The 22,986-nt window shown below is 57.5% G+C and carries 16 protein-coding genes; 12 read left to right on the top strand and 4 right to left on the bottom strand.

Translation table 11 applies throughout. The annotated features are described in order from the left end of the window. Positions 1–81: 81 nt before the first annotated feature. Positions 82–1,875 (bottom strand): acyclic terpene utilization AtuA family protein, encoded by a 1,794-nt coding sequence (locus ACESMK_RS06075; RefSeq protein WP_372996287.1) that lies wholly within the window; start codon positions 1,873–1,875, stop codon positions 82–84. A gap of 154 nt (positions 1,876–2,029) precedes the next feature. On the opposite strand from ACESMK_RS06075, the gene ACESMK_RS06070 reads away from it, so the two are divergent. The 8 genes from ACESMK_RS06070 (at position 2,030) to ACESMK_RS06035 (ending at position 14,121) form a co-directional block, all read left to right on the top strand. Next, on the top strand, positions 2,030–2,641 hold the full coding sequence (locus ACESMK_RS06070; protein WP_372996286.1) for a TetR/AcrR family transcriptional regulator: 612 nt from the start codon (positions 2,030–2,032) through the stop codon (positions 2,639–2,641). 203 nt (positions 2,642–2,844) lie between these two features. Next, positions 2,845–3,909: a hypothetical protein gene (locus ACESMK_RS06065; RefSeq protein ID WP_372996284.1), complete on the top strand. Its 1,065-nt coding sequence runs from the start codon at positions 2,845–2,847 to the stop codon at positions 3,907–3,909. A gap of 58 nt (positions 3,910–3,967) precedes the next feature. Continuing rightward, positions 3,968–4,978, top strand: a complete 1,011-nt coding sequence (locus tag ACESMK_RS06060; RefSeq protein ID WP_372996282.1) for a putative solute-binding protein — start codon at positions 3,968–3,970, stop codon at positions 4,976–4,978. A 15-nt stretch (positions 4,979–4,993) separates the two neighbouring features. Further along, the gene (locus ACESMK_RS06055) at positions 4,994–7,045 is read left to right on the top strand and encodes a TRAP transporter large permease subunit (protein ID WP_372996280.1); all 2,052 of its coding nucleotides are present in this window, start codon (positions 4,994–4,996) and stop codon (positions 7,043–7,045) included. A 414-nt stretch (positions 7,046–7,459) separates the two neighbouring features. Next, positions 7,460–9,811, top strand: a complete 2,352-nt coding sequence (locus ACESMK_RS06050) for a S8 family serine peptidase (protein ID WP_372996278.1) — start codon at positions 7,460–7,462, stop codon at positions 9,809–9,811. After that, positions 9,811–10,284, top strand: a complete 474-nt coding sequence (locus ACESMK_RS06045) for a protease complex subunit PrcB family protein (RefSeq protein WP_372996276.1) — start codon at positions 9,811–9,813, stop codon at positions 10,282–10,284. Before ACESMK_RS06050 ends, ACESMK_RS06045 begins: the two co-directional genes overlap by 1 nt. A 67-nt stretch (positions 10,285–10,351) precedes the next feature. Continuing rightward, positions 10,352–12,247 carry a DNA topoisomerase IV subunit B gene (parE, locus tag ACESMK_RS06040; RefSeq protein WP_372996274.1) on the top strand — a complete coding sequence of 632 codons (1,896 nt, stop codon included), beginning with the start codon at positions 10,352–10,354 and terminating at the stop codon, positions 12,245–12,247. Positions 12,248–12,342: 95 nt separating this feature from the next. Next, complete coding sequence (locus tag ACESMK_RS06035) at positions 12,343–14,121, top strand: SLC13 family permease (protein WP_372996272.1); 1,779 nt, start codon at positions 12,343–12,345, stop codon at positions 14,119–14,121. Here the strand turns inward: ACESMK_RS06035 and ACESMK_RS06030 are convergent. Next, positions 14,116–15,402: an EAL domain-containing protein gene (locus ACESMK_RS06030; protein WP_372996270.1), complete on the bottom strand. Its 1,287-nt coding sequence runs from the start codon at positions 15,400–15,402 to the stop codon at positions 14,116–14,118. The genes ACESMK_RS06035 and ACESMK_RS06030 overlap by 6 nt on opposite strands. Before the next feature lie 520 nt (positions 15,403–15,922). Here ACESMK_RS06030 and ACESMK_RS06025 point away from each other — a divergent pair. Both ACESMK_RS06025 and ACESMK_RS06020 read left to right on the top strand, forming a co-directional pair. Then, entirely contained in the window at positions 15,923–16,468 is a 546-nt protein-coding gene (locus tag ACESMK_RS06025; protein ID WP_372996268.1) for a cytochrome b, read from the top strand. A gap of 71 nt (positions 16,469–16,539) precedes the next feature. After that, complete coding sequence (locus tag ACESMK_RS06020) at positions 16,540–17,121, top strand: YceI family protein (RefSeq protein WP_372996266.1); 582 nt, start codon at positions 16,540–16,542, stop codon at positions 17,119–17,121. Positions 17,122–17,155: 34 nt separating this feature from the next. Here ACESMK_RS06020 and ACESMK_RS06015 read toward each other — a convergent pair whose 3' ends face one another. Both ACESMK_RS06015 and ACESMK_RS06010 read right to left on the bottom strand, forming a co-directional pair. Next, on the bottom strand, positions 17,156–18,793 hold the full coding sequence (locus ACESMK_RS06015) for a methyl-accepting chemotaxis protein (protein WP_372996264.1): 1,638 nt from the start codon (positions 18,791–18,793) through the stop codon (positions 17,156–17,158). Between the two features lie 127 nt (positions 18,794–18,920). Further along, positions 18,921–19,163, bottom strand: a complete 243-nt coding sequence (locus tag ACESMK_RS06010) for a hypothetical protein (protein WP_372996262.1) — start codon at positions 19,161–19,163, stop codon at positions 18,921–18,923. Between the two features lie 278 nt (positions 19,164–19,441). Here ACESMK_RS06010 and parC point away from each other — a divergent pair, with 278 nt between their 5' ends. Together parC and serB are read left to right on the top strand one after the other, a co-directional pair. After that, a complete protein-coding gene (parC, locus tag ACESMK_RS06005) occupies positions 19,442–21,751 on the top strand; it encodes a DNA topoisomerase IV subunit A (RefSeq protein WP_372996260.1) in 2,310 nt (769 codons plus the stop codon). Continuing rightward, the gene (serB, locus tag ACESMK_RS06000) at positions 21,744–22,976 is read left to right on the top strand and encodes a phosphoserine phosphatase SerB (protein ID WP_372996258.1); all 1,233 of its coding nucleotides are present in this window, start codon (positions 21,744–21,746) and stop codon (positions 22,974–22,976) included. The genes parC and serB overlap by 8 nt, the downstream gene beginning before the upstream one ends. The last annotated feature ends 10 nt before the right edge of the window (positions 22,977–22,986 follow it).

The raw sequence follows: 22,986 nt of genomic DNA, 5'->3' as shown, positions 1-22,986 counted from the left end.
TGCTGCGATCAAGCCTACACGGACGTATTCACGGCGTGTCCTGGAGCGTGCCACCAACCAGAGTGCATGCTCCATGGTTTATTAGTTGATGATCTTTGAAGGAACAGGCACAGGAAACTCCAATAGCTGCTGTGCAAATGCCTTCCCCTGGGGATCAATCCGCAGGCTGGCAACGCCACCGCCGCCAAGACTGTGCTCCAGCAGGAAATTGATGGCCTGCAAACCGGGCATGGCCCAGCGGGTGACCCGACCGGTATCCGGATTCAGGGTATGGGCCATCCAGTCAGCAACGGCTGCTTCCGTCAATGCTGTCTCGATAAACGGCAGAAACTCCGGTTTCCTGGCAATCACGCCGATGTTGGTGTGGTCCCCCTTGTCGCCACTCCTAGCCCAGGCAAGTTTCACCAGCGGCACGGTTGTATCCGTGGCGCCTGTCTCGTGTGTGAACGATTGGGGCTGGAGATCGCTATCGTTGAAGCCGCCGCTGGTCTCAACGTCAACGGTCTGCCGCTCGCCACCCAGATCCACGGATACCTCGACTTCTGTTTTCGGCACCAGGCACGAATACAGCCGAATCTTTGGCCACACCGTCGGCCTGCCGCCAACAATTCCGGTAATTCCCGGCGCCATGCCCGTTGCCGCCTGGGCAATTTCCCGGGAAAACAGCACCAGGGCCTCTTTCTTGGGGTGAGCCGTACTGATCTTGACCACCACTTCACGGCAGTTGTCGGCCCGACCGTGGCGGCCGTATGTGGTCTCGGTGCCCAGAATCTCAACGCTGGTTTCACTGTAATCGGGCAGGCCGCGATCACTGAACATCCGTGAGGTCTTGGCCAGAATGGCCTGGGCCACAGTCTGCGCCTTGGCCTTGGCATTCATGCCGGCCAGGAGGAATGTGACCGTGCACTTGAAGCCATCCGGCCAGGTGCCTGAGACCTTGTAGCTGTCCGTGGGTGGAAGTCCCCGCGCGCCACGAACCTGAACCTGGTTTTTACCGGTTTCCTCCAACTCCACGCCCGTGAAATCGCAGGTAACATCCGGCAGAAGGTAAGCCCGGGGGTCGCCAATTTCATAGACCAGCTGTTCCGCCACCGTGCCGCGGCTGACCAGGCCCCCGGTGTCTTCAGGCTTGGTGATAAAAAAGCGGCCGTCAGCACTCACTTCGGCTATCGGGAAGCCCATATTGGCGAAGCCACCGGCGACCTCTTCCCAGTCGGTAAAATTGCCGCCGGTGGACTGGGCGCCGCATTCAAGCAGATGCCCGGCCAGGCTGCCCTGGGCCAGTTTGTCGTAGTCTTCCCAGCCCCACCCGAATTCGTGCACCAGAGGTGCCAACACCAGAGCGCTGTCGGCAACCCGGCCGGTAATCACAATGTCGGCGCCCTGTTCCAGCGCCGCCACCAAGCCAGGCGCACCCAGGTAAGCGTTCAGACTGACCATCATGGGTGGCATTGGCTGGCCGGAACTCATCTCCGAGATGCCCATATCGGCTAGCTTTTTCTTCTTCATCAGCAGATCGTCGCCCAGCACCAGGGCAATCTTCATGTCCACGCCTACCTTTTCACAAAGCGCCTGAAGGGCATCCCGGCAGGCGACGGGATTCACGCCGCCGGCGTTGGCCAGAACGCGGATGCCTTTTTCCTTGATGTCTCCCAGCAGGGGGGCCATAACCGTCTGGACGAAATCCCGCGCGTATCCCTGGGTCGGATCCTTCATTTTCTGACCAGCCATGATCGACATGGTGATCTCTGCCAGATAATCAGCCACCAGATAGTCAATGTCGCCCTGGTAAACCAGTTGCGCGGCAGCGGTTTCCGTGTCGCCCCAGAAAGCGGCGGAGCATCCGATGCGAACGGTTTTTGGGGAGTCAGCCATGTTCCTGTGCCCTGTTCAGGTTTCCGTTGCGATGCCTTCGGCGATCGCGGTGTTGTTACATGATGGAACTGACAATACCAAGCAAGCGCTTGGTTTGTAAACAGGCAAGTTTAAGGTAGAATTAAAGGCCTCATATGCCAACCGGGTAGTTTTAGTGAGCCAGAACCAGATCCTTCAGTCCCTGATAGCCGAAAACCTTGTGTCAGACCCCGGCGGTGCCCGCGGCCGCCTGCTCACTGAGGCGGCCCGATTGTTCCGGGAAAAAGGCTACGAGCGGACCACGGTTCGTGATCTTGCGGCCGCCGTCGGTATTCAGTCCGGCAGCCTGTTCCATCACTTCCGGACCAAGGAAGAAATTCTCAAAGCAGTCATGGTTGAAACCATCCGACTGAACACGGCGCTCATGCAGGCGGCTCTGGAAGCTGCCGATACCAACAGACAGAAACTGCGGGGACTTATCCGGGCCGAGCTTGAGTCGATCAATGGCCAGACCGGTGAAGCCATGGCTGTGCTTGTGTTCGAGTGGCGAAGCCTCTCTGCAGGGTCGCAGGTGGAAGTGCTGGAGCTTCGCGACATCTACGAAAGGCTCTGGCTGGATGTTCTGGAATCGCTGAAACGCGAGGGCGCCATGGAGGCCGATCCGTTTGTAGTTCGCCGGATGTTGACCGGTGCGCTGAGTTGGACGGTGACCTGGTACAAGCCGGAGCGGGGAGGTCTGACTCTGGATGGCCTGACTGATCAGGTCATGGCGATGATGGCTCTTTAGCGGGCTGGTGCTTCGAAAGTCCTTGTTTTAAATCAATAAAAACTCAGTAGCTCCCTTTCCTTCCGGGCCATTGGCCCGATCGGCATAACAAAATCGGCATTCGAGCCATTTTTGTAGGACAGTTTTCACCGCATTCTTGCAGCCGTTGACAAAAACCGAGATTCAGATCGGGCATACAAAAACAACGTGACGCAGGGTGAAATATGATCTCCTCTCTGGCAAGGCTCGGACAGCGCCTTCTTGCTGCACGCCTCAAGGCTTTCTCACTGGCGGCAGTAGCCTTACTCGCAGGGTGTTCGGCAAATCCCATCTATACCACCACCGGTGTTGTACTCTCCAATTATTCCGAAGGGGAGGCCACGCCCTATGTGCTTCAGATGTCTGATCCCCAGATGGCCTGCGCGTTGGGTGAGGGCGTTGATCCATTGCTCTACTCATTCTCGCGGGTGACACAGGCGCCCGACAGCACTGGTTCCTTGCTGATGCTCCTGGCCGGTAACTGTGCGGAGTATGAGGCCTGGGAGGCCCAGCTTGCCTACCTCCGGGCTGATTATGAGGGGAATGTAGAAGCAGCAAAGGATGCCAGAGAAGTGGCCAAACGGATGAATGCGCTAACCGCGAAACGCCGTTATGCCTCCTTCCTGCGCGCCATGGCTGCCTATGAGTTCGATCCGTCGGCCGAGCCTCTGGAATGCCCTTTCCTGTTCAACGAGCAGGATGAAATTACCTTCCTGCTCGGTCTGCTGACCGGGATGCAGGCCATTGTGAACGATGCTAACTCCGGCGCCATGGCCGGGGTACCCAAAAGCATCGCCCCTCAGGCCGAGCGTGCTGCAACCTGTCTGGATAACGAAAAGTGGGGCGGTACGCCCAACGCTATCCGTGCCCTCGTATGGCTGCTGCTTCCGGATACGCGTCCGGCTCTGTCACCGGACCCATGGCAGGTACTTGAGCACAGCAGAGAACTCGCCGTTGAAAAAGGCATCCGTGTGCCGCACGCCCTCCAGGCGGTGGCCGCGGAAACATTTGGCCGACCGGACAAACTGGAAGAAGCCATTGCCAGTTTCGTTGAGGCCAACGCCACGGTTGATGTCTGGGACGATTACCGCCTGGTGGACGAAGTGGCCGCCGGTGTTGTCCGGTTCTCGTCGGACAAGCACTGGACCGCCAGCTACGGTCATCGCACACCGCAAACGTTCTTCGGGAAGATGAGCCCGGATCGGGGCACCGAAAACGTTGAGACCATGAATCTGGATGACCTGCTCTGAAACAGGTTGCCAACTCCTCTGAACAACCGACAAACACAAGAATGACCCGGAGGTCGTAATGATCCGCAAATCCCTTGCCGCCCTGACCCTGGCTGCTGCCGCCCCCCTTGCATCCGCACAGACTGTATCGATGTGTGTATTCGACGTTATCGGTGCAAATGGTGACTTTTACAATTTCGTCAAGGATTACGCCCTGGAAATGAAGGGGCAGGGTGTGGACTTCAAGCTGAAACCCTACACCGACGAAGGTGTCGCCATTGGTGACTTCAATGCAGGCCAGTGTGATGCGGTGGCCGCTACCGACATCCGGATTCGACCGTTCAACAAATTTACCGGCAGTATCAGTGCGGTGGGAGCCATTCCAACCTACGACAACCTGAAGACGCTGCTTGCGACCCTGGCCCAGCCCAAGGCTGCGTCGTTGATGAAGTCTGACGGTTACGAGGTGCTGGGCATTATTCCGGTAGGGGCCGGCTATCTGTTCGTGAACGACCGTGGCATCGACACAGCTGGTGAACTGGCCGGAAAGCGTATGGCAACGTTGGATTACCAGAAAGACGCTATCCATATGGTGAATTTTGTCAAAGCCACGGTCGTGCCATCCGATATCACCAATTTTGCTGGCAAGTTCAATAACGGATCCGTCGATACCGCCTACGCGCCTGCCTTCGCCTATGAAGCCCTGGAGCTATACAAGGGCATCGGTGATGACGGTGGCATCGTGGACTATCCACTGGCACAGCTGACGCTTCAAATCATCGCGCGGGATGAAGTGCTGGACGACGAAACCGCCCAGAAAGCCCGGGAAGTCGCCTGGAATATGTTTCCGCAGGCCATGGGGCTGATTGAAGGACAGGAAGCCGCCATCCCCGACGAGAAATGGGTGCGAATTCCTGAAAAAGACATTCGGGGCTACCAGGAGATGTTCCGGGAGAACCGGATCGAGATGCGCGACGGCCTGAATGGTGCCCCGGATGTGTATCACCCGAAGATGATGGGCCTGCTCAGCAAGATCCGTTGCGCAAGCAACCCGTCTTCTGCCGAGTGCACCGCGGGCAACCAGGAATAAAAGGGCGGGATCATCATGAACTGGCGAGCACTCACCGCCCCGGCTGCAAGAACTCTCTACCCGATGCATCGGATGTATGGAGCGGTTCTTCTGCTTCTGCTGTTGTTCACTTTGCTGCTGGGAATGGGAAACTCTCTGCATTCCCGTCTGCTGTGGGTGGGTGAACAGACATGGCCAAATTATTACCTGCTGAACCCGGATGCTACGGAGCCATCATGTCAATTGGACATGGATATCGACTCGGAAGTCACGCGGCGCGTGGAGGCCTACAAGCCGGATCCGGACGATCTGTTCAGTTCGCCCCCCAACCCGGAGGCCATTCGTCAGTCCCTTGAGAGCAATCTTGAACTTTGCCAGGAACGATATGCCGCCTATGAGCAGAATCTTGAGCACGCCACGCCAGCTCTGGGGATGTTCAAGGCGGTAGAACAGGGGGTTGCTCACTTCCTCCTCGATAACATCGAACTGACCAAGTATCTGTTTATTGCCATGTTTGCCATGGCAGCCGCCATTGCTGCCCTGGATACCGACCACATCGCTTTGCGTCTGCCCCGCAACCGGTCCGAATGGCGGCTGAGCCAGGGGGTGCAGTTTGTGGTGAACGGGCTGATGGTGCTGTCGCTGAATGCCTACCTGGGGAGGCTGGCCACCTCGCCAGGATCGGAAGACACTATAAGTCTGCAATACGCCTGGGCGGGGGTCTTCGGCCTGTTCATGGCGATCAACGCCGTCCGGTTCCTGAACGTTCCGGGACGGGTTAAGCCGGGCGGGCTCTCTCTTTCCTCCGGCCTGGTGATTCCGCTCTATTGCATCATGGGGCTGATCGCCATGAGCTATTTTTTCCTGGTGGATGGATATGCTTCTGGTTTGGCCATCTACTTCGGGATGATGTCGAATCTCTCGTCAATGTTCATCAACATAGGTCTCTATGTGTTGGTGGGCATGATGCTGAAACAGACCCGTATTCCCGAGCTTCTGCTGAACCTCATCAAGCCCTTCAATCTGCCGGCGCCAATGCTGGCATCGGTGATCATATTCGCAACGGCCTTCCCGACGGCGTTTACCGGTGCGTCCGGGATCTTCATCCTGGCGGTTGGCGGTGTTGTTTACGATGAGCTCCGCCGTGCCGGCGCCGGCCGTCAGCTGTCCCTTGCAACCACCGCCATGTCCGGCAGCCTCGGTGTTGTGCTGAACCCGTGTCTGCTGATCGTTGTGATCGCCGCCCTGAACAAGGAAGTCACCACCACCGAAATGTACGGCTGGGGCTTTTGGGTCTTTATCCTGTCTGCCAGCCTGTTCTCGCTGATCGTTTGCAAGACCCAGGGAAACTGGAAGCCTCGTCCGGCGCCGGGAGCCTTCCGCGCTGCCCTGGCTGAAAGTCGGGCATTGCTGCCTTACGTGATTGTGGCCGCCCTGGTCATCGTGTCGATCTGGATTGTTCTGGGGCTGAAATTCAATGAGTACAGCGCCCCGTTGATATTGCCACTGGTTATGCTGGCCCTGGTGGCTCTGGATTCCGGCAGCGACAGCCGTGAAGCGGGCCAGAACCGTTCCCAGGCCTTCTGGAACCGGAGCTCTGCGGCGGCCAGTGACTCTGCCGTGCATATCGGTGCGCTGCTGGCGCTGATTGGCTTTTCGATTTGTCTTGGGGGTATCCTCGAGCGCTCCGACATTGTTCATACACTCTTCCCCGAGGATCTCACCAGTCCCTGGGTTGCCATGCTGGTGATCGTTGTGATGCTCACGGTCATCGGGATGGTCATGGACCCGTTCGGTGCGGTCATTCTGGTATCGGCAACTGTTGCCCAGCCCGCCATTCAGTTGGGCATCGATCCGCTGCATTTCTGGATCGTCTGTCTGGTGGCGTTTGAGCTCGGTTACCTGAGTCCGCCGGTGGCACTGAACCATCTGCTCACCCGGCAGGTGGTGGGCGAGACCGAAGTGCTGGCGGCAGAGCGCACTGGCTCCTTCTGGCACCGCTACGAGAGACTGCTGTTGCCTCTGGCCGTTATGGGCCCCACGCTTCTTTTCGTGGCCTTTGTGCCGATGTTGTTCTACGCACTGTAATCTTCGGATGGGATAAAGAAGGCCGCCTGGGGGAAACTTCAGGCGGCCTTTTGCATCTGGAATACAAGAGAAAACGTACTTTGTACGAAACCGAACAACCGCAGGAAATGTGTTTGTTATACCCTAGGAAATAAAATCGATCTGCAGCCAGTGGCCTGACCCATGACTTCTGATACACCATCAAAATTGGTCCCGGTTTTTTCAACATTGTTTCTCCTTGCGGGTTGCGGGGGAGGTGGCGGAGGCGACGGCCTGGAGTCGCCGGAGCCCGGACTGAGCGGCACCATCACAATCGAAAGCGGAACGCGGGTCGATTCGGACACGGCTGATGACAGTCGCCTCAGTGAAGCGATCTCTAACAATTCCTCCAGCTCCGCTCAATTGGTGCCTTCAACAGGCATTCTGGGCGGTTATTTGAGCGATACCAATGGTATCCACCCCGGTACCGGTGAATTCGTATTCCAGTATTGGGCTGATGAGCAGGACATTTTTCGCGCCGATCTTGCAGCGGGCAGTACCGTTGCCGTGCAGGTTTTCAGGGACTCGGGTTTTCTGGCCCCGGACATTACCCTGTCGGTTGAGCAGGGCGGTGGCGTTGTGTCTGATTCCGGGACCGGCGATAGGCCCTTGATGGTAAGCGTGCCCGAGGATGGGGCCGCAGAGATAAGCATCAGCACGACCAGTGGTGGTCCTTTCCGGTACGTGCTTTCCATCACCGCCGCCGGTGCCACGAGTATCCAGAATGCCCGATACAGCCAGCCGGAGTTTGTGCCAGATGAAGCCATTGTGCTGATGTCCCCGGAAAAGCAGGGGAGTATGAGTCCGCAGGGCGTTGCCGGAACCTTGTCGGCCTCCTCGGCGACATCACTGGGGCAGGGAGCCTGGTTGGTTCGACGAAATCGCTTTGGTTCCGTGGCTTCAAAATCGTCCGCTTCTTCCGTTGGCCCGCGGGCTGAGACGCTTCGTTGGGTCGCGGGGCTGCGGTCGGAGCCCGGCGTTCAGGTTGCAGAGCCGAATTATATCTACCGGGCTCAATTTGACCGGGATCTCTCTTCCTTGCAGTGGAACCTGCCTCTTATCAGCCTGCCTATTGCCTGGCAGGCTGCCCCTGAACTGGGTAATGATGTTGGCGTTGCTGTCATGGATACCGGATTGTTCACAGCAACGCCTTCTTCCTATGGAGACTGGCATCTCGATCTCAATGCCAATGTGGTTCCGGAGGCAAACCTAATTCTCGATTATGTCTCTGGCGAACTGGATATTGATGATGAACCCGGTCGTGATTCGAATCCTGCCGATCCCGGGGACGGCAAACCTCAGAGCAGTAACTTCCATGGGACCCACGTTGCCGGCATTGTGGCCGCACTACGGAATTCTGCCGGCGTGGACGGGGTTGCCCCGGACGTTACGCTTTGGCCTGTCAGGGTGCTTGGGCGTGATGGGTCGGGCACTCTGGATGATCTTGTTGCCGCAATAAACTGGGCCTCCGGTGAATCCGGCATTAATGTGATCAACCTGAGTCTGGGGGGCGTCGGGCCCAGTCTTGTGCTTGAGGGAGCGATTAACCGTGCGGATGACAATGGCAAGCTTGTTGTCGCTGCCGCTGGGAATCAGGGAACCGACGAACCCACCTACCCTGCGGCTTTCCAACGGGTGATAGGCGTGGGTGCCGTAGACGCTGGCAAGGTTCGGGCGGGTTACTCAAATTTCGGCGAATCCGTAGATTTAGTCGCGCCTGGTGGCGATGCGACCAGAGATGCAAACCAGGATGGCAATGCCGACCTGATCATCAGCACCTGGGGAACGGATGAGGGTGGCGAGTTCATTCGCTCCTATGCCGGCCTGCAAGGTACGTCCATGGCGGCCCCCCATGTTGCCGGGGTTTATGCCCTGATGAAAGGCGCCAACGCTGAATCCGTGACTCCCGAAAATTTCCGGGCCTGGTTGGCTGATGGATCGTTAACGGAAGTTGTGGGCAATACCAATGAGTACGGGGCCGGACTGATTAATGCGCTGAAAGCTGTCGATACAGCGCTCGAGGGCACTGTGAGCTCGGTCTTGCTTTCCTCGCCATCGGTTCTCAACTTTGACCTGGCCTTGCTGGACGCGGATCTCGAATTCACCGTGTATCCAGAGGGTTCGGATATTCAAGTCAGCGATATTCGGTTCGATCAGGATCTCCTTGCGCTCGACCCCGAATTGACGCCAGGTAACGAGCTGCCCGAAACGGTCTCGGTTTCTGTTAACCGGGGCAGCGTATCCGAAGGGCAGGTCTATAAGACGCGTATTGAAATTGACTACAACACCGGGAGTGAGGTGCGCACCCTCGACGTACCGGTATCCATAGATTTGACCGAGTTGCCCGATGAGCGGGATGCAGGCCGACATTATGTGTTGCTGGTAAGTACTGACGAAAGCCGCGAAACCATAGAACAGCGCGTGGTAACGGCCCGTGACGGGAGCTATGGCTTCTCGTTCGATGATATAGAGCCCGGAGAGTACTTCCTGGTGGCAGGAACCGACATGGATAATAACGGCTTTATCTGTGAAAGCGGTGAGGCTTGCGCGGAATATCCGGTAAACGGGCTGCCCGAGAAGATTGTTATTGGTGAGGAACGGATTACCGGCGTTACTCTCAGCACCAGCTTCCGGCGCCCGACCATTTCGTCCATGGGTTTGCCGCGCATCGGCTTTGAGGGTTATCGTCTGAAAAACCGCGGAAGCACCACCGCTGAACCCGTGAGAACCCTGGAGACCAATCGTTGATGGCTACACACGTTCGCGCCTGTTGCCTGCTGGTAGCCCTGTTTCTTGCTTCCGGATGTGCGAGCAGTCGCTCGGAAACCGCTGACGGTGCGCCTCTGGCCCGACAGATCAGCCAGTCTGCGCATTGCGGTCTCACAGCTCCGGGCCATGTTCACCTGACAAGTGTTGAAGACGTCGAGAAACTGGATGCTCTGCCAGGGCGCAACCTTTCCCTTGAGTCTTTGAAAAACATCGATTTTGAGAGAGAGCATGTCGTTCTGGCGGCCATTGGCCAGAAGCCTACCGGGGGCTACAGCGTAACGCTGGACTCCTCAGAGATCCGTCGCGGAACCCTGGAACTGGTGGTTAGCGTGACCGAACCCGCCCCCGGAACCATGGTCACGCAGGCCCTGACCACCCCCTGCGCAGTTATCGCAGTAACCGCGGACGGCTGGGATGATATCCAGATCACCCGGGCCGAAAACAACCGTTGATCTTTCTTCACGAATCCCTAAGCTATGGCTCAGCTTTTCCTATCAAACGCGGAGTCAGTTCCTGCCCATGAGCCAGCAACAATATAACGCCGATGCTATTGAAGTACTGAGTGGCCTGGATCCGGTGCGCAAGCGTCCGGGGATGTATACAGACACCAGTCGGCCTAATCACCTGGCGCAGGAAGTCATTGATAACAGTGTAGATGAGGCGCTGGCGGGCCACGCAAAGCGGATCGATGTGGTGTTATACAGTGACGGTTCCCTGAGCGTTGAGGATGACGGCCGAGGCATGCCGGTGGACCTTCACAAGGAAGAAGGCCTGCCTGGTGTTGAACTGATCCTGACCCGTCTCCACGCTGGCGGCAAGTTTTCCCAGGGCAACTACAACTTCTCCGGTGGTCTTCACGGTGTTGGTGTTTCCGTTGTCAACGCTCTCTCTACTCACCTGGAAGTGACCATCAAGCGTGATGGCCAGTTGCACCGGATGACGTTTGCCAATGGTGAAAAGGCTTCAGAGCTTGAAGTGATCGACACCGTTGGCAAGCGCAACACGGGTACCCGCCTCAAGTTCACGCCCGACGTGAGCTACTTTGACAGTCCCAACTTTTCTGTCAGCCGGCTCCGCCACAACCTGAGGGCAAAAGCCGTTCTGTGTCCGGGGCTTACGGTGACGTTCCTCCAGGAAAAGACCGGCGAGAAGGACGAGTGGTTCTACGAAGATGGTTTGCGGGATTATCTGCGTACCGCGCTGGCGGATATTGAAGTGGTGCCACTGGAGCCGTTCACCGGCAGCTTCTCCGGTAACAAGGAAGCCGTGGACTGGGCCATCCAGTGGTTACCCGAGGGCGGCGAAGCGATCATGGAGAGCTACGTGAACCTGATTCCCACGGCCCAGGGCGGGACTCATGTGAACGGGTTGCGCACCGGCCTGCTGGAAGCCATGCGCGAGTTCTGTGAGTTCCGCAACCTGCTGCCCCGTGGCGTCAAGCTCTCGCCCGAAGATATCTGGGAGCGGGCCGCCTATGTTCTGTCTTTCAAGATGCAGGAGCCGCAGTTCTCCGGACAGACCAAGGAGCGGCTGTCTTCACGGGAGGCGGCGGCCTTCATCTCCGGCGTGGTGAAGGACGCCTTCAGCCTCTGGCTCAACCAGCATACGGATGTCGCCGAGGCACTGGCCGAGCTGTTCATCAGTAATGCCCAGCGTCGTCTGCGGGCGAGTAAAAAGGTGGCGCGCAAGAAGGTAACATCGGGTCCGGCGCTGCCTGGAAAACTGGCGGACTGTTCCGGTGGCGATACCGCCCGTTCGGAGCTGTTCCTGGTTGAGGGTGATTCGGCCGGTGGTTCTGCCAAACAGGCCAGGGACCGTGAGTTCCAGGCGGTCATGCCGCTGCGGGGCAAGATCCTCAACACCTGGGAGGTGGATTCCGGCGAGATCCTGGCCTCCCAGGAAGTTCATGATATTGCGGTTGCCATTGGCGTTGACCCGGGCTCTGACCAGTTGGAAGGCCTTCGCTACAACAAGGTCTGTATCCTTGCGGATGCGGACTCTGATGGCCTTCACATCGCCACGCTGCTGTGCGCACTGTTCGTCAAACACTTCCGCCCTGTGGTTGCCGCCGGCCATGTGTTCGTGGCCATGCCGCCGCTGTACCGGGTGGATCTGGGGAAGGAAACCTTTTATGCCCTGGATGAGCATGAAAAGCAGGGCATTATCGACCGTATTGCGGCCGAGAAGCGTAAAGGCAAAATTTCGGTTACCCGCTTCAAAGGGCTGGGTGAGATGAACCCGCTGCAGCTGCGCGAAACCACCATGGCACCGGACACCCGTCGCCTGGTGATGTTGACCATCGAGGACGGCGACGACACCGACAGCCGGATGGACATGTTGCTCGGCAAGAAGCGCGCATCCGACCGGAGAGCATGGTTGGAGGCCTACGGTAATATGGCCGATATCGAGGTTTGATATTCCCTGTGGTGCTATAAAAAGCATCCTTTATTCTTTCTCTGTCTTGCGCAAACTCGTTATCCTGCCAGTTTTCTGATCGGGAAGAACCGTTGATGGACTGGCAAGGCTGGTTTGCGCTGGGCCTGGCAGGCACCGCGCTGTTACTGATGAGTGCAGGACGATTCGCGCCCCATCTGGTCATGATGGGTGTGCTCGTGGTGCTCAGTGCCAGCGGAATTGTCTCGGCCGATCAGGCCCTTGCCGGATTCAGCAACAGCGGGCTGATTACCGTCGTCGCCATGTTTGTGGTGGCAGCGGGTATTCACCACTCCGGCGGTGTCGATCTGCTGGTGCATCATCTGCTTCGCAACCCCAGGACCGTTCGATCTGCCCAGGCCCGGATCGCGCTTCCGGTCTCTTTGCTGAGCGGTTTTCTCAATAATACCCCGGTTGTGGCGACCATGATTCCGGCAGTTCACGCCTGGTCCCGCAAGATCGGTATCTCGCCTTCCAAGCTGATGATTCCCCTGAGTTACTCGGCAATTCTCGGAGGAACTCTTACGCTGATCGGCACCAGCACCAATCTGGTCATCAATGGTCAGTACCAGCAACTGACCGGTGAATCGGGCTTCTCCATTTTTTCCATCACGGCCGTCGGGCTGCCGGTTGCAATTATCGGTGTGGCGGCCTTGCTGCTGGTCATGCCCAGGATGCTGCCGGACCGAAAGGATCAGCAGAAATTCGGTTCCATGAGGGAATTTACCCTGGAAGTGGCGGTGTCGTTCGATGGCCCCCTGGTCGGGAAAACCGTGGGTGAGGCGGGGCTTCGGGAGTTAGAGCGGCTGTATCTGGTGGAGATCGAACGGGATGGCAGCGTAGTCACTGCGGTACCCTCTGAAGAGCGCCTTCGGGGTGGCGACCGGCTGGTGTTTGCCGGTGACACCCAGGCGATTTCAGACCTCCTGCGCATCAATGGCATCGTCCCCTCGGTCCATGAAGATGAGCCGAGTCTCAGCAAGGACCGCGCCGAACGGCGCCTGGTAGAGGCGGCATTGTCGCCCCAGTCTGATGTGCTGGGCCTGACCATCCGGGATGCACGCTTCAGGGACCGTTACGGCGCCGTTGTACTGGCCGTTGCCCGGGGCGGGGAGCGGGTCTCCGGCAACCTTGGTAACATCAGGCTAAAGCCCGGCGACGTATTGCTTCTGGAAGCGCGGCCGGCGTTTGTCAGCCGTCAGCGCTACAACAAGGATTTCCTGCTGATCAATGATCTGGAAACCGAAACGCCCCGCCATGACCGGGCCTGGCTGTCGTGGGGCATTTTGCTGGTGCTTGTGGGGCTGGCGGCCTGTGGCACTCTGAGTATGCTCAACGCGGCCTTGCTGGGTGCGGCGGGAATGATTCTGTCTGGTTGCTGTTCCGTCGGTCAGGCCCAGAAGTCGGTGGATGTGCCGGTCATTCTCACGATTGCCGCTTCGTTTGCCATGGGTGCGGCGCTGGAGCAGACCGGTGCGGCGGGCTTTATCGCTGAAGGCATCCTGGAATTCAGCCAGGGCAATGTGTTGCTGACCATCATGCTGGTCTATCTGACGGTGTCAGTGCTGACAGAAGTGATCACCAACAATGCCGCGGCTGTTCTGGTTGTGCCCATCGTACTCTCAATGACCACAAGCATGGGGGTTCCAGCGGAGCCATTTGTGATTGCCGTTATGATGGCGGCTTCGGCGAGTTTTGCCACCCCCCTGGGTTACCAGACCAACATGATGGTTTTCGGGCCCGGTGGCTACCGGTTCAGTGATTTTGTGCGGGTTGGCCTGCCGATGAATGTGTTTGTTGGCGCGGTGACGGTTGTCGTCATTGCCATGGTTTACGACATCAGCCCCGGACTATGAAGGTTGTTCAGCCGGATTGGCGAGAATATCGCAGCACAGGACCTGGAGTTTTCCATTCTGATAGTAGCCCAGTGAGAGGGTGACGCACATATAGGCGCCGGTGACGCAAAGGTAGGGCGCTGTAACGTGCAGGCTTTCTGGCTGTGCCAGGGCCTGGCGAAGATACTGCTGGCGGTACCAGTCAGCGCTGCTGGTGCTCTCAAGTGGCCTGAACCGGGGGTCCATGCTTCGGGTGCCTGTGTCGGACACCAGAGTGTCATCAATCTGGACGCCCTTATCGTCGACCAGGTAGCAGCGGGATACGGCGGGGTGGTTCAAGAGCTCCAGGCAGGACTGTTGCATGCTGAGTCCGGCGCGCAGTTTCGTGATGGCGTGGTCGAAAAAGCCACTGAAGAAATCGACCAGCTGCCGTGTCGGGTCCAGGGTCACCTGGTTGCGGGTCTTGTATTCCTGCAGCAGATGGTCGAAATCCGCCGGCGCGTGGGCCAACTGATCGAGGTCGGTGCTCGGCCGGCGGAAATAAAAGCCCTGAACGAAGTCAACGCCGGCATCGATGGCGATCATCGCCTGGTCCCGGGTTTCCACTCCCTCCAGAAGCACCAGACACCCGGACTGGTGCAGCAGTGACACGATCCCGTTCAAAATCTGTCGGGCCTTGTGATCATCCGTGGCGCGAGTCAACAGTTTCCGGTCGAGCTTTACAATATCCGGCGACAGATTCCATATCCGCTCGAAATTGGAATGCCCCGCACCGAAGTCGTCAATGGCCGTGAGGCAGCCCAGTTTTTTATAGTAGGCGACTGTCTCACGAAGCCTTTCTGCATCGTCTGTTGGCTGCTCAACAATCTCCATCACAATGCGGTGCGGAGGGAGGCCGGTTTTGGCAAGCAACTGCCCGAAAAATGAATCCGCCTGACTGCCGCTGGTAACCACTTGCGGCGATACGTTCAGGAAGAGCCAGTTCAACTGATCCCGAATGCCACTGTAATTGCGTATGTGAAGGTAGCGGCAGAGGCGATCCAGAAGCAGGTTCTCGGCGTCAGAGGCGGGTAGCTGGAACAGGTGGAGCGGGAGTACTGCGGAGTTGTCGGTATCAAAAGCCCGGATCAGCGCTTCGTATCCGACAATACGCTTGTGCGAGATACTGTAGATGGGCTGAAGCGCCGTCCTGAGCGTAAGCCCGCGAAAATCGGCAGTCCATGTGTCGCCTTCCCTGTTCAGCATGGGGGATAACAGTTCCACTTCCGGAGCCGTCAGCTTTTCAGGGAGGCGTTTTGACATAGAGGATTCTGGTTGATTTAACGAACGCATCAGCCGCCCCAGTCTGGCGTCTGAACTGTCTTCTATCAGTACAGATAGTGCGTGAAAAAGCGCGAAGTTACTGATAGTTGGAGGGAAGATTGCCAAAAAAACGCGTTTATTACCACTGTTTCATGTAGAAACTGGAAACGGTTTGTATCTTTCACTGTCTGGAACAGCAGGGGAGGGGGCCCAGCGGTCCGGGCGGACCGCCAGAGAATCAGTTATTGCTGGGTACAACCACGCTTTCGTCGAATTCGAGTTCCATGTCCTGTCCTCTCGGTCAATGAGGCCCCAGACGGGGCATTCAAGTATGGGCAAAGTGTATCGTTGCTATAATTTTGATCAATCCGTAGAACCCGTATACGACCAAAGGCAAAAGCCTGTGCGGATAGTCAGAATTTCTGATGTACGGCAGCAAAAGATTTTGATTTTCTTCACGGGGCTGACTTTCTAGACTGGTCGCCACTGTTTGAACCAGGGAATGGGGTAACTTCTCACCATGAAAATCAGGAACACTCCAAGCGGCTACGGTCTTGTGGCGATGATTATCCACTGGCTTGTTGCGGCAGCTGTTTTCGGGCTTTTCGGGCTTGGCTACTGGATGGTGGACCTGTCCTACTACGACGACTGGTATCGCAGGGCTCCGGACATTCATCGCAGTATCGGTATTCTTCTTTTTGTGGTGATGGTTTTCCGGGTGGCCTGGCGAGGTGTGAATGTTTCGCCCGCGCCGCTATCGAATCATAAACGATGGGAAGTTCGCAGCGCTCACCTGGCGCACTTTCTTCTGTATGTGCTGATTTTCGTGGCCATGGTGAGCGGTTACCTGATATCGACTGCGGATGGCTCTTCAATCAGCGTTTTCGGCTGGTTTGAGGTGCCATCGGTGACCGGCCGGATAAAGGGGATGGAGGATACTGCCGGAGTGGTTCACTACTGGTCGACCTGGGCCATCGTTGGTCTCGCTGTGATTCATGCGGCGGGCGCCTTCAAGCACCACTTGCTTGATCGCGACAGGACATTGTGGCGTATGTTAGGCAAATAATGCGTCTGCCGTTTGTTTGCAATTCGTGTAACGCCCGGGAGTCGGGCATTCGTTAAATAAGGGAGATAACCATGAAAAAAGTTCTGCTCGCCTCTGCCATGTCGATGGCAATCGCCGGTGTAGCTCATGCCAACGAGCACAGTGGTACCTACGCGTTTGATACCAAGGGCGCTCACCAGTTTGTTACTTTCAAGATCTCACACCTTGGTTACAGCTGGCTGTACGGGCGTTTCAACGATTTTGACGGTGAGTTCGTCTACGACGCGGAAAACCCGGAAAACAGTACGGTTAACGTGACAATTGATACCAGCAGCGTGGACTCCAATCACGCTGAGCGTGACAAGCACCTGCGCAGCGAAGACTTTCTTTATGTCGACGAGTTTTCGCAGGCAACCTTCAAAAGCAAGCGAGTGGTTGTGGACGAAGAGGGTGAGGCCGACATCATTGGTGATCTTACTCTCAGGGGAGTAACCAAAGAAGTCACGCTCGACGCCGAGATGCTGGGACACGGCGAGGACCCCTGGGGTGGCTACCGGATGGGCTTTGAGGCCGAGACCGAGCTTCGCCTGAAAGACTTTGGCATCCCGATGGACCTCGGAAAGGCCTCTGAGACTGTCGAAATCATTATCTCTGTCGAGGGTATCCGGCAGTAAAACTGGCTGACCCTGCCACTGTCAGATTCCGGGGCTAGACCCGGAATCTGCCTGTCTGACGTTCCAGCTCCCGTGCGTAGCCCTCAAGGGACTCACTGATCCCGTCAATATCCCTGGACCGATTGGCGCTTTCGGTGGCCAGATCATTGATCTCGGTGATGCTCCGGTTGATCTCGTCCACTACCTGGGTCTGTTCTTCAGTGGCTGAGGCAACGCTGGTGTTCACATCTGCGATGTTTGCCATGGCCTCCAGAATGGCTTTGAGCTCCAACTCTGCGTCAGTGGCCAGCTTTTCGGTTTCAGTTGCCTCTTTGCTGCCCGTTTCCATCACCGAGACAATGTCGGCAACGCCAGTCTGCAACGTCGTTATCATGGTCTGAATATCTTCTGTCGATTGCCCTGTCCGTTGCGCCAGGGTTCTGACTTCATCGGCTACAACCGCAAAACCCCGTCCCTGTTCGCCGGCGCGCGCCGCTTCGATAGCTGCATTCAGTGCCAGCAGGTTGGTTTGCTCTGCGATGCCCCTTATCACATCCAGAACGGATGCGATGTTGTCGGAATCGTCAGACAGCTTGCGGATCACTTCCACTGCTTTGGATATCTGGGCTGCCAGCCGGTGCACCTGCTCAGAGGAGCTGCGGATGATGCGGGCGCCATTCTTGCCTTTTTCTTCGGCCTCCCTGGTGATCTCGGCAGCTCTCGACGCATTGCCGGCCACTTCCTCAATTGCGCTCTGCATTTCGTTGATCGCGGTGGCGACCATGGAGATGGAATCGGTCTGGCGTGTCACTCCGTCGTTGTTATCCTTGGCGGCACGGGCAAGATCGTTGGCGCCTGTTCCCAGCTCCCGGGTCAGCTGTTGGATAGAGCCAATCATTGACTGGAGGTTTTCCAGCACCCGATTAAAACTCTTGGCCAGTTTGCCAAGATCATCATCCAGATCTATCGGGATTCGCTGGGTCAGGTCGCCTTCTCCCTGGGCGATATTGTCCAGTTGATCCCTGAGCGCCTTGACCGAACCGATGATCATCTTCAGGAACACTGCGAACAGCAGGACGCTGATCAGGATAGCGACGGCCGTTATCAGTAGGATCGTGATCGAACTGCTCTGGCCTTCGGACGACGCCTCGCCGGCACGAACCTGAGCCTGGGCATCGGCGTGGGCACCGACCTCGTCAAAGTAATTTCTCAGATTGTCGAAAAGGCTGTTGGTTTCACGGGCTGCCAGCGACCGCGCCTGCTCCGGATTGCCAGCCTCGGCCAGCGCCAGTACCTGCCGGGCGGAGCTTAGCCAGCGCTCAAAGGCTGAGTTGAAACCCCGGGCAACCTCAGACACCCCGGTACCCTGGAGTCTCTCAACGGCCTGCGTGAAGCGGTCCCGGGCCTGTTCGGCATTTTCGTCGAAGCTGGCCAGGTAGCCCTCAACGTCTTCGTTGTTGGATCTGGCATCGACATAGGCCATCTGGGCTACCATGGCCTGATAGAGGTCCCGGTCGCCATTGAGAATTTCGCTGACCGATGGCAGGTAGGTGTCGGCAATGTTGTCGGTATCGGAGACCAGATTGCGGACGGTGCTGACAGCGAACAGGCCGATAACGATCAAAGCGACGGCCGTGATGATAAAAGGCAGAGCGATCTTTACCCGAAGTCCCAGGCGCTTACCAAGGTCCATGCGTCTCTCCCGTGTTGCACAGTTGGCTTACTGGCAAGCATAGCAGCAGGACGAGGATTGTTTTGAGAAACAGTAGAGCAATTGCTCCCGGTCAAATAAGCGGTCTGCATACCGGGAGCCGGGCGGGTTATCGGGAGGGATCGGGTGATTGCCGGGGAGACTCGCAGGACTTGCAAAGGTGCCGTTGGCGCCAGAACTGTCCAGCGAATATGACCAGCCAGATCAGCAAGCCCGCCCAGAGGTAGGGCTTGGGAACCTGGAAGCTGCCGCTGATTGCAAACTCCACGAGGAGCATCAGTGCCACTGCCAGAACCGCGTTTACCATAGCCGTGACCATGGCTTGCCCGCAGGCTTTGATGTTGGGTTTCATAGTGTTCCGCTTGTCAGAGAATTAAAACGGTCTTCTATTCACTGCGGTGGAGCATACGGATCACCTTACAGACTCTCCATGCGGGAATTCCGCTATTGGAATCAGGTATCTGTGGGTCAAGTGGCCGGATTTGGCCAATAAATCCGCAGGTTGTTGGTGTATCGGCGCCGTGCTCCATATAATGTGCGCTCCTGTTAACCGGTGATTAATCCGGGCGCAGGGAGTAGGATCACCGACATTATTTCAATCAGGCAACACAGGCAATCAAAGAGGCATCCATGCCAGAGTTTCAGACAACGGACGAAGGCTTCGAGCGGGTTTCGCTCCGGGATTACACGGAAAAGGCCTATCTCGATTATTCCATGTACGTCATTCTTGACCGGGCGCTTCCCAATGTCGGCGATGGCCTGAAACCGGTTCAGCGGCGGATCGTCTATGCCATGTCCGAGCTGGGGCTGAAATCCACTTCCAAGTACAAGAAATCTGCCCGTACCGTGGGTGACGTCCTTGGTAAGTTCCATCCCCATGGCGACAGTGCCTGTTATGAAGCCATGGTCCTGATGGCGCAGCCTTTTTCCTACCGCTACCCGCTGGTTGACGGGCAGGGTAACTGGGGCTCGCCGGACGATCCCAAATCCTTCGCTGCCATGCGGTACACCGAATCGCGCCTGGCGCCTTTTGCGGAAGTGCTTCTGGGTGAACTTGGCCAGGGCACGGTGGAATGGGTGCCCAACTTCGATGGCACCATGGAAGAGCCTTCGGTGCTGCCTGCCAGGCTGCCTCATGTGCTCCTGAACGGCACAACCGGTATTGCCGTTGGTATGGCCACGGACATCCCGCCGCACAACGTCCGTGAAGTTACCGCCGCCTGCATCCGGTTGCTCGACCACCCGGAGTCAACCGTTGACGAGCTCTGTGAACATATCAAAGGCCCCGATTTCCCTACCGAGGCAGAGATTATTACTCCCCGGAAGGATATTCGGCAGATGTATGAAACCGGCCGAGGATCGCTGCGGATGCGGGCCCGCTGGATCCGGGAGAGCGGTGAGATTGTGGTAACGGATCTACCGCACCAGGTGTCAGGAAACCGGGTCCTGGAGCAGATTGCCCATCAGATGCAGACCAAGAAATTGCCCATGGTGGCTGACCTTCGTGACGAATCCGATCACGAAAACCCCACCCGCCTGGTGATCGTGCCGCGCTCCAACCGTGTGGATCTTGATGGCCTGATGGCGCACCTGTTCGCCAGTACGGATCTTGAGAAGACCTATCGGGTCAATATCAATGTGATCGGCAATGACGGCCGGCCCGGCGTCAAGGGTTTGCACCAGATACTCACGGAATGGCTGACCTTCCGGCGTACGACTGTTATTCGCAGGCTCCAGCATCGCCTGGACAAGGTTCTTGCCCGCCTGCACATCCTTGAAGGTCTCCTGATTGCCTATCTCAATATCGATGAAGTCATCGAAATCATCCGTACCGAGGACAAGCCCAAGGCCGAGCTGATGGCCCGCTTTGGATTGTCCGCAGACCAGGCCGAAGCCATCCTCGAATTGAAACTGCGCCACCTGGCGAAACTCGAGGAAATGAAAATTCGTGGCGAACAGGATGAACTGTCGGCCGAGCGTGATGAACTGCAGTCCATTCTGGGGTCCGAAGATCGCCTGCGGGAGCTGATCAAGAGCGAGTTGCAAGCGGATGCCGAAACCTTTGGCGATGACCGCCGTTCCCCGATTGTCGAACGTGAGGAGGCCCGCGCATTCAGCGAGGTGGACCTGGTCTCCAATGATCCTGTTACCGTTGTGCTGTCTGAAAAGGGCTGGGTGCGCGCGGCCAAGGGCCACGACATTGAGCCGGAAGGCCTGAGCTATAAAGCCGGCGACCGATTCTCCCTGGCGGCCCGGGGGCGCAATAACCAACAGGCCATTTTCCTGGATTCCACCGGCCGCGCCTATTCTCTGATGTCCCACAGTCTGCCATCTGCCAGAGGTCAGGGTGAGCCGCTGACCGGGCGGATCAACCCGCCCTCCGGTGCGAGTTTCTCGGGCCTTTTGATGGGCGATCCGTCCCGCAAGGCGCTGCTGGTTACCGACGGCGGCTACGGGTTCGTTACATCGCTGAATGACATGATCAGCAAGAACCGAAACGGCAAGGCGGTGGTCAGTGTTCCCAGGGGGGCGAAAATCATGGCACCGGTGGTCATACCGACCACAGAGAAAACGCTGTATCTGGGGGCGGTGTCCAACGAGGGTCGGATGCTGGTGTTCCCGCTGAGCGAATTGCCCGAACTGGCGAAGGGTAAGGGGAACAAGATCATCAGCATTCCCTCTGCCCGCGTCCAGAACCGTGAGGAGTATGTGGTGGCAGTGGCTGTATTTGCCGAGGACGACCAACTGGAGATCCGGGCTGGCAAGCGCAAGATGGGGCTGCAGTTCAGTGACCTCGAGCACTACCTGGGGGAGCGGGGTCGTCGTGGCCACAAGCTGCCCAGGGGGCTGCAACGGGTTGATGGCATAGACGTGATTCCTTCCGCTGCCCGGGCGCAGGAAGAGGCGGGCTCTGAGAGTGAGGGTTCCGACAGTGAGTGAACTGGTATTGATTAATGTCTCCGGACGAGACAAGCCTGGCCTGACGTCGGAAATCACCGGCATCATGGGGCGCTACGATGTGCGGATTCTGGATATTGGCCAGGCGGTTATACACGACCATCTCACCTGGGGCATCCTGATCGAGATTCCGGACGAATCCAAATCCTCACCGGTGATCCGGGATCTCCTGTTCCGGCTTCATGCCCTGGATCTGCAGGTCCGTTTTGCGCCGATCACCGTGGAGGAATATCAGTCATGGGCTGCGGCAAGGAATCGGGCCTGTTACATCGTGACCCTACTGGCCCGTGATATAAAAGCCGAGCAGATTGCCCGGGTTTCCGCCATCACGGCCCGCCACGGACTGAACATCGATAACATTTCCCGGCTGTCTGCCAGGCCCTCGTTGAACGCTTCCGACAACCGGATCGCCTGTGTCGAGTTTTCGGTGCGGGGCACACCTTCAGATCTTGAGCAACTGCGTGCGGATTTCCTTCACATTGCCGGCGAAATGAATGTGGATATCGCTTTCCAGGAGGATTCCATTTTCCGTCGCAATCGGCGGCTGGTGGTTTTTGATATGGACTCCACCCTGATTGAAGCCGAAGTGATCGATGAGTTGGCGACGGAAGCCGGAGTGGGAGCGCAGGTAGCGGAAATCACCGAAAGGGCCATGCAGGGCGAGCTGGATTTCAGTCAGAGTTTTGCGGAGCGTCTGGCGCTTTTGAAAGGCCTGGACGAGAGCGTGCTCGAGAGTATCGCCTCCCGGCTGCGAATGACCGAAGGGGCGGAACACCTGATTCGCAGCCTCAAGGCCCTGGGCTACCGCACGGCCATTCTCTCGGGTGGCTTTACCTACTTTGCGCGCCATTTGCAGAGCAAACTTGGCATCGATTACATCTACGCCAACGAGCTCGAAATTGAGAATGGTAAGGTGACCGGCCGGGTATCCGGGCAGATTGTCGATGGCCAGCGGAAAGCGGAGTTGCTGCTGGAAATTGCTGAAAAAGAGCACATCTCGCGGGAACAGGTGATTGCAGTAGGCGACGGTGCCAATGACCTTCCTATGCTGAGCCAGGCGGGGCTGGGTGTGGCGTTCCGTGCCAAGCCGCTGGTCAAGGAGTCAGCGAGGCATGCGATTTCCACGCTCGGGCTGGATGCGATCCTTTACCTGATTGGCTTCCGGGAGAGCGAAACCAATCAGAGCCTCGAAAACGCCGACTTCTGAGCCGTTCAGG

Source organism: Marinobacter sp., from assembly GCF_041687235.1.
Classification (GTDB): Bacteria; Pseudomonadota; Gammaproteobacteria; order Pseudomonadales; family Oleiphilaceae; genus Marinobacter.
This window is presented reverse-complemented; position numbering and strand designations above follow the sequence as displayed.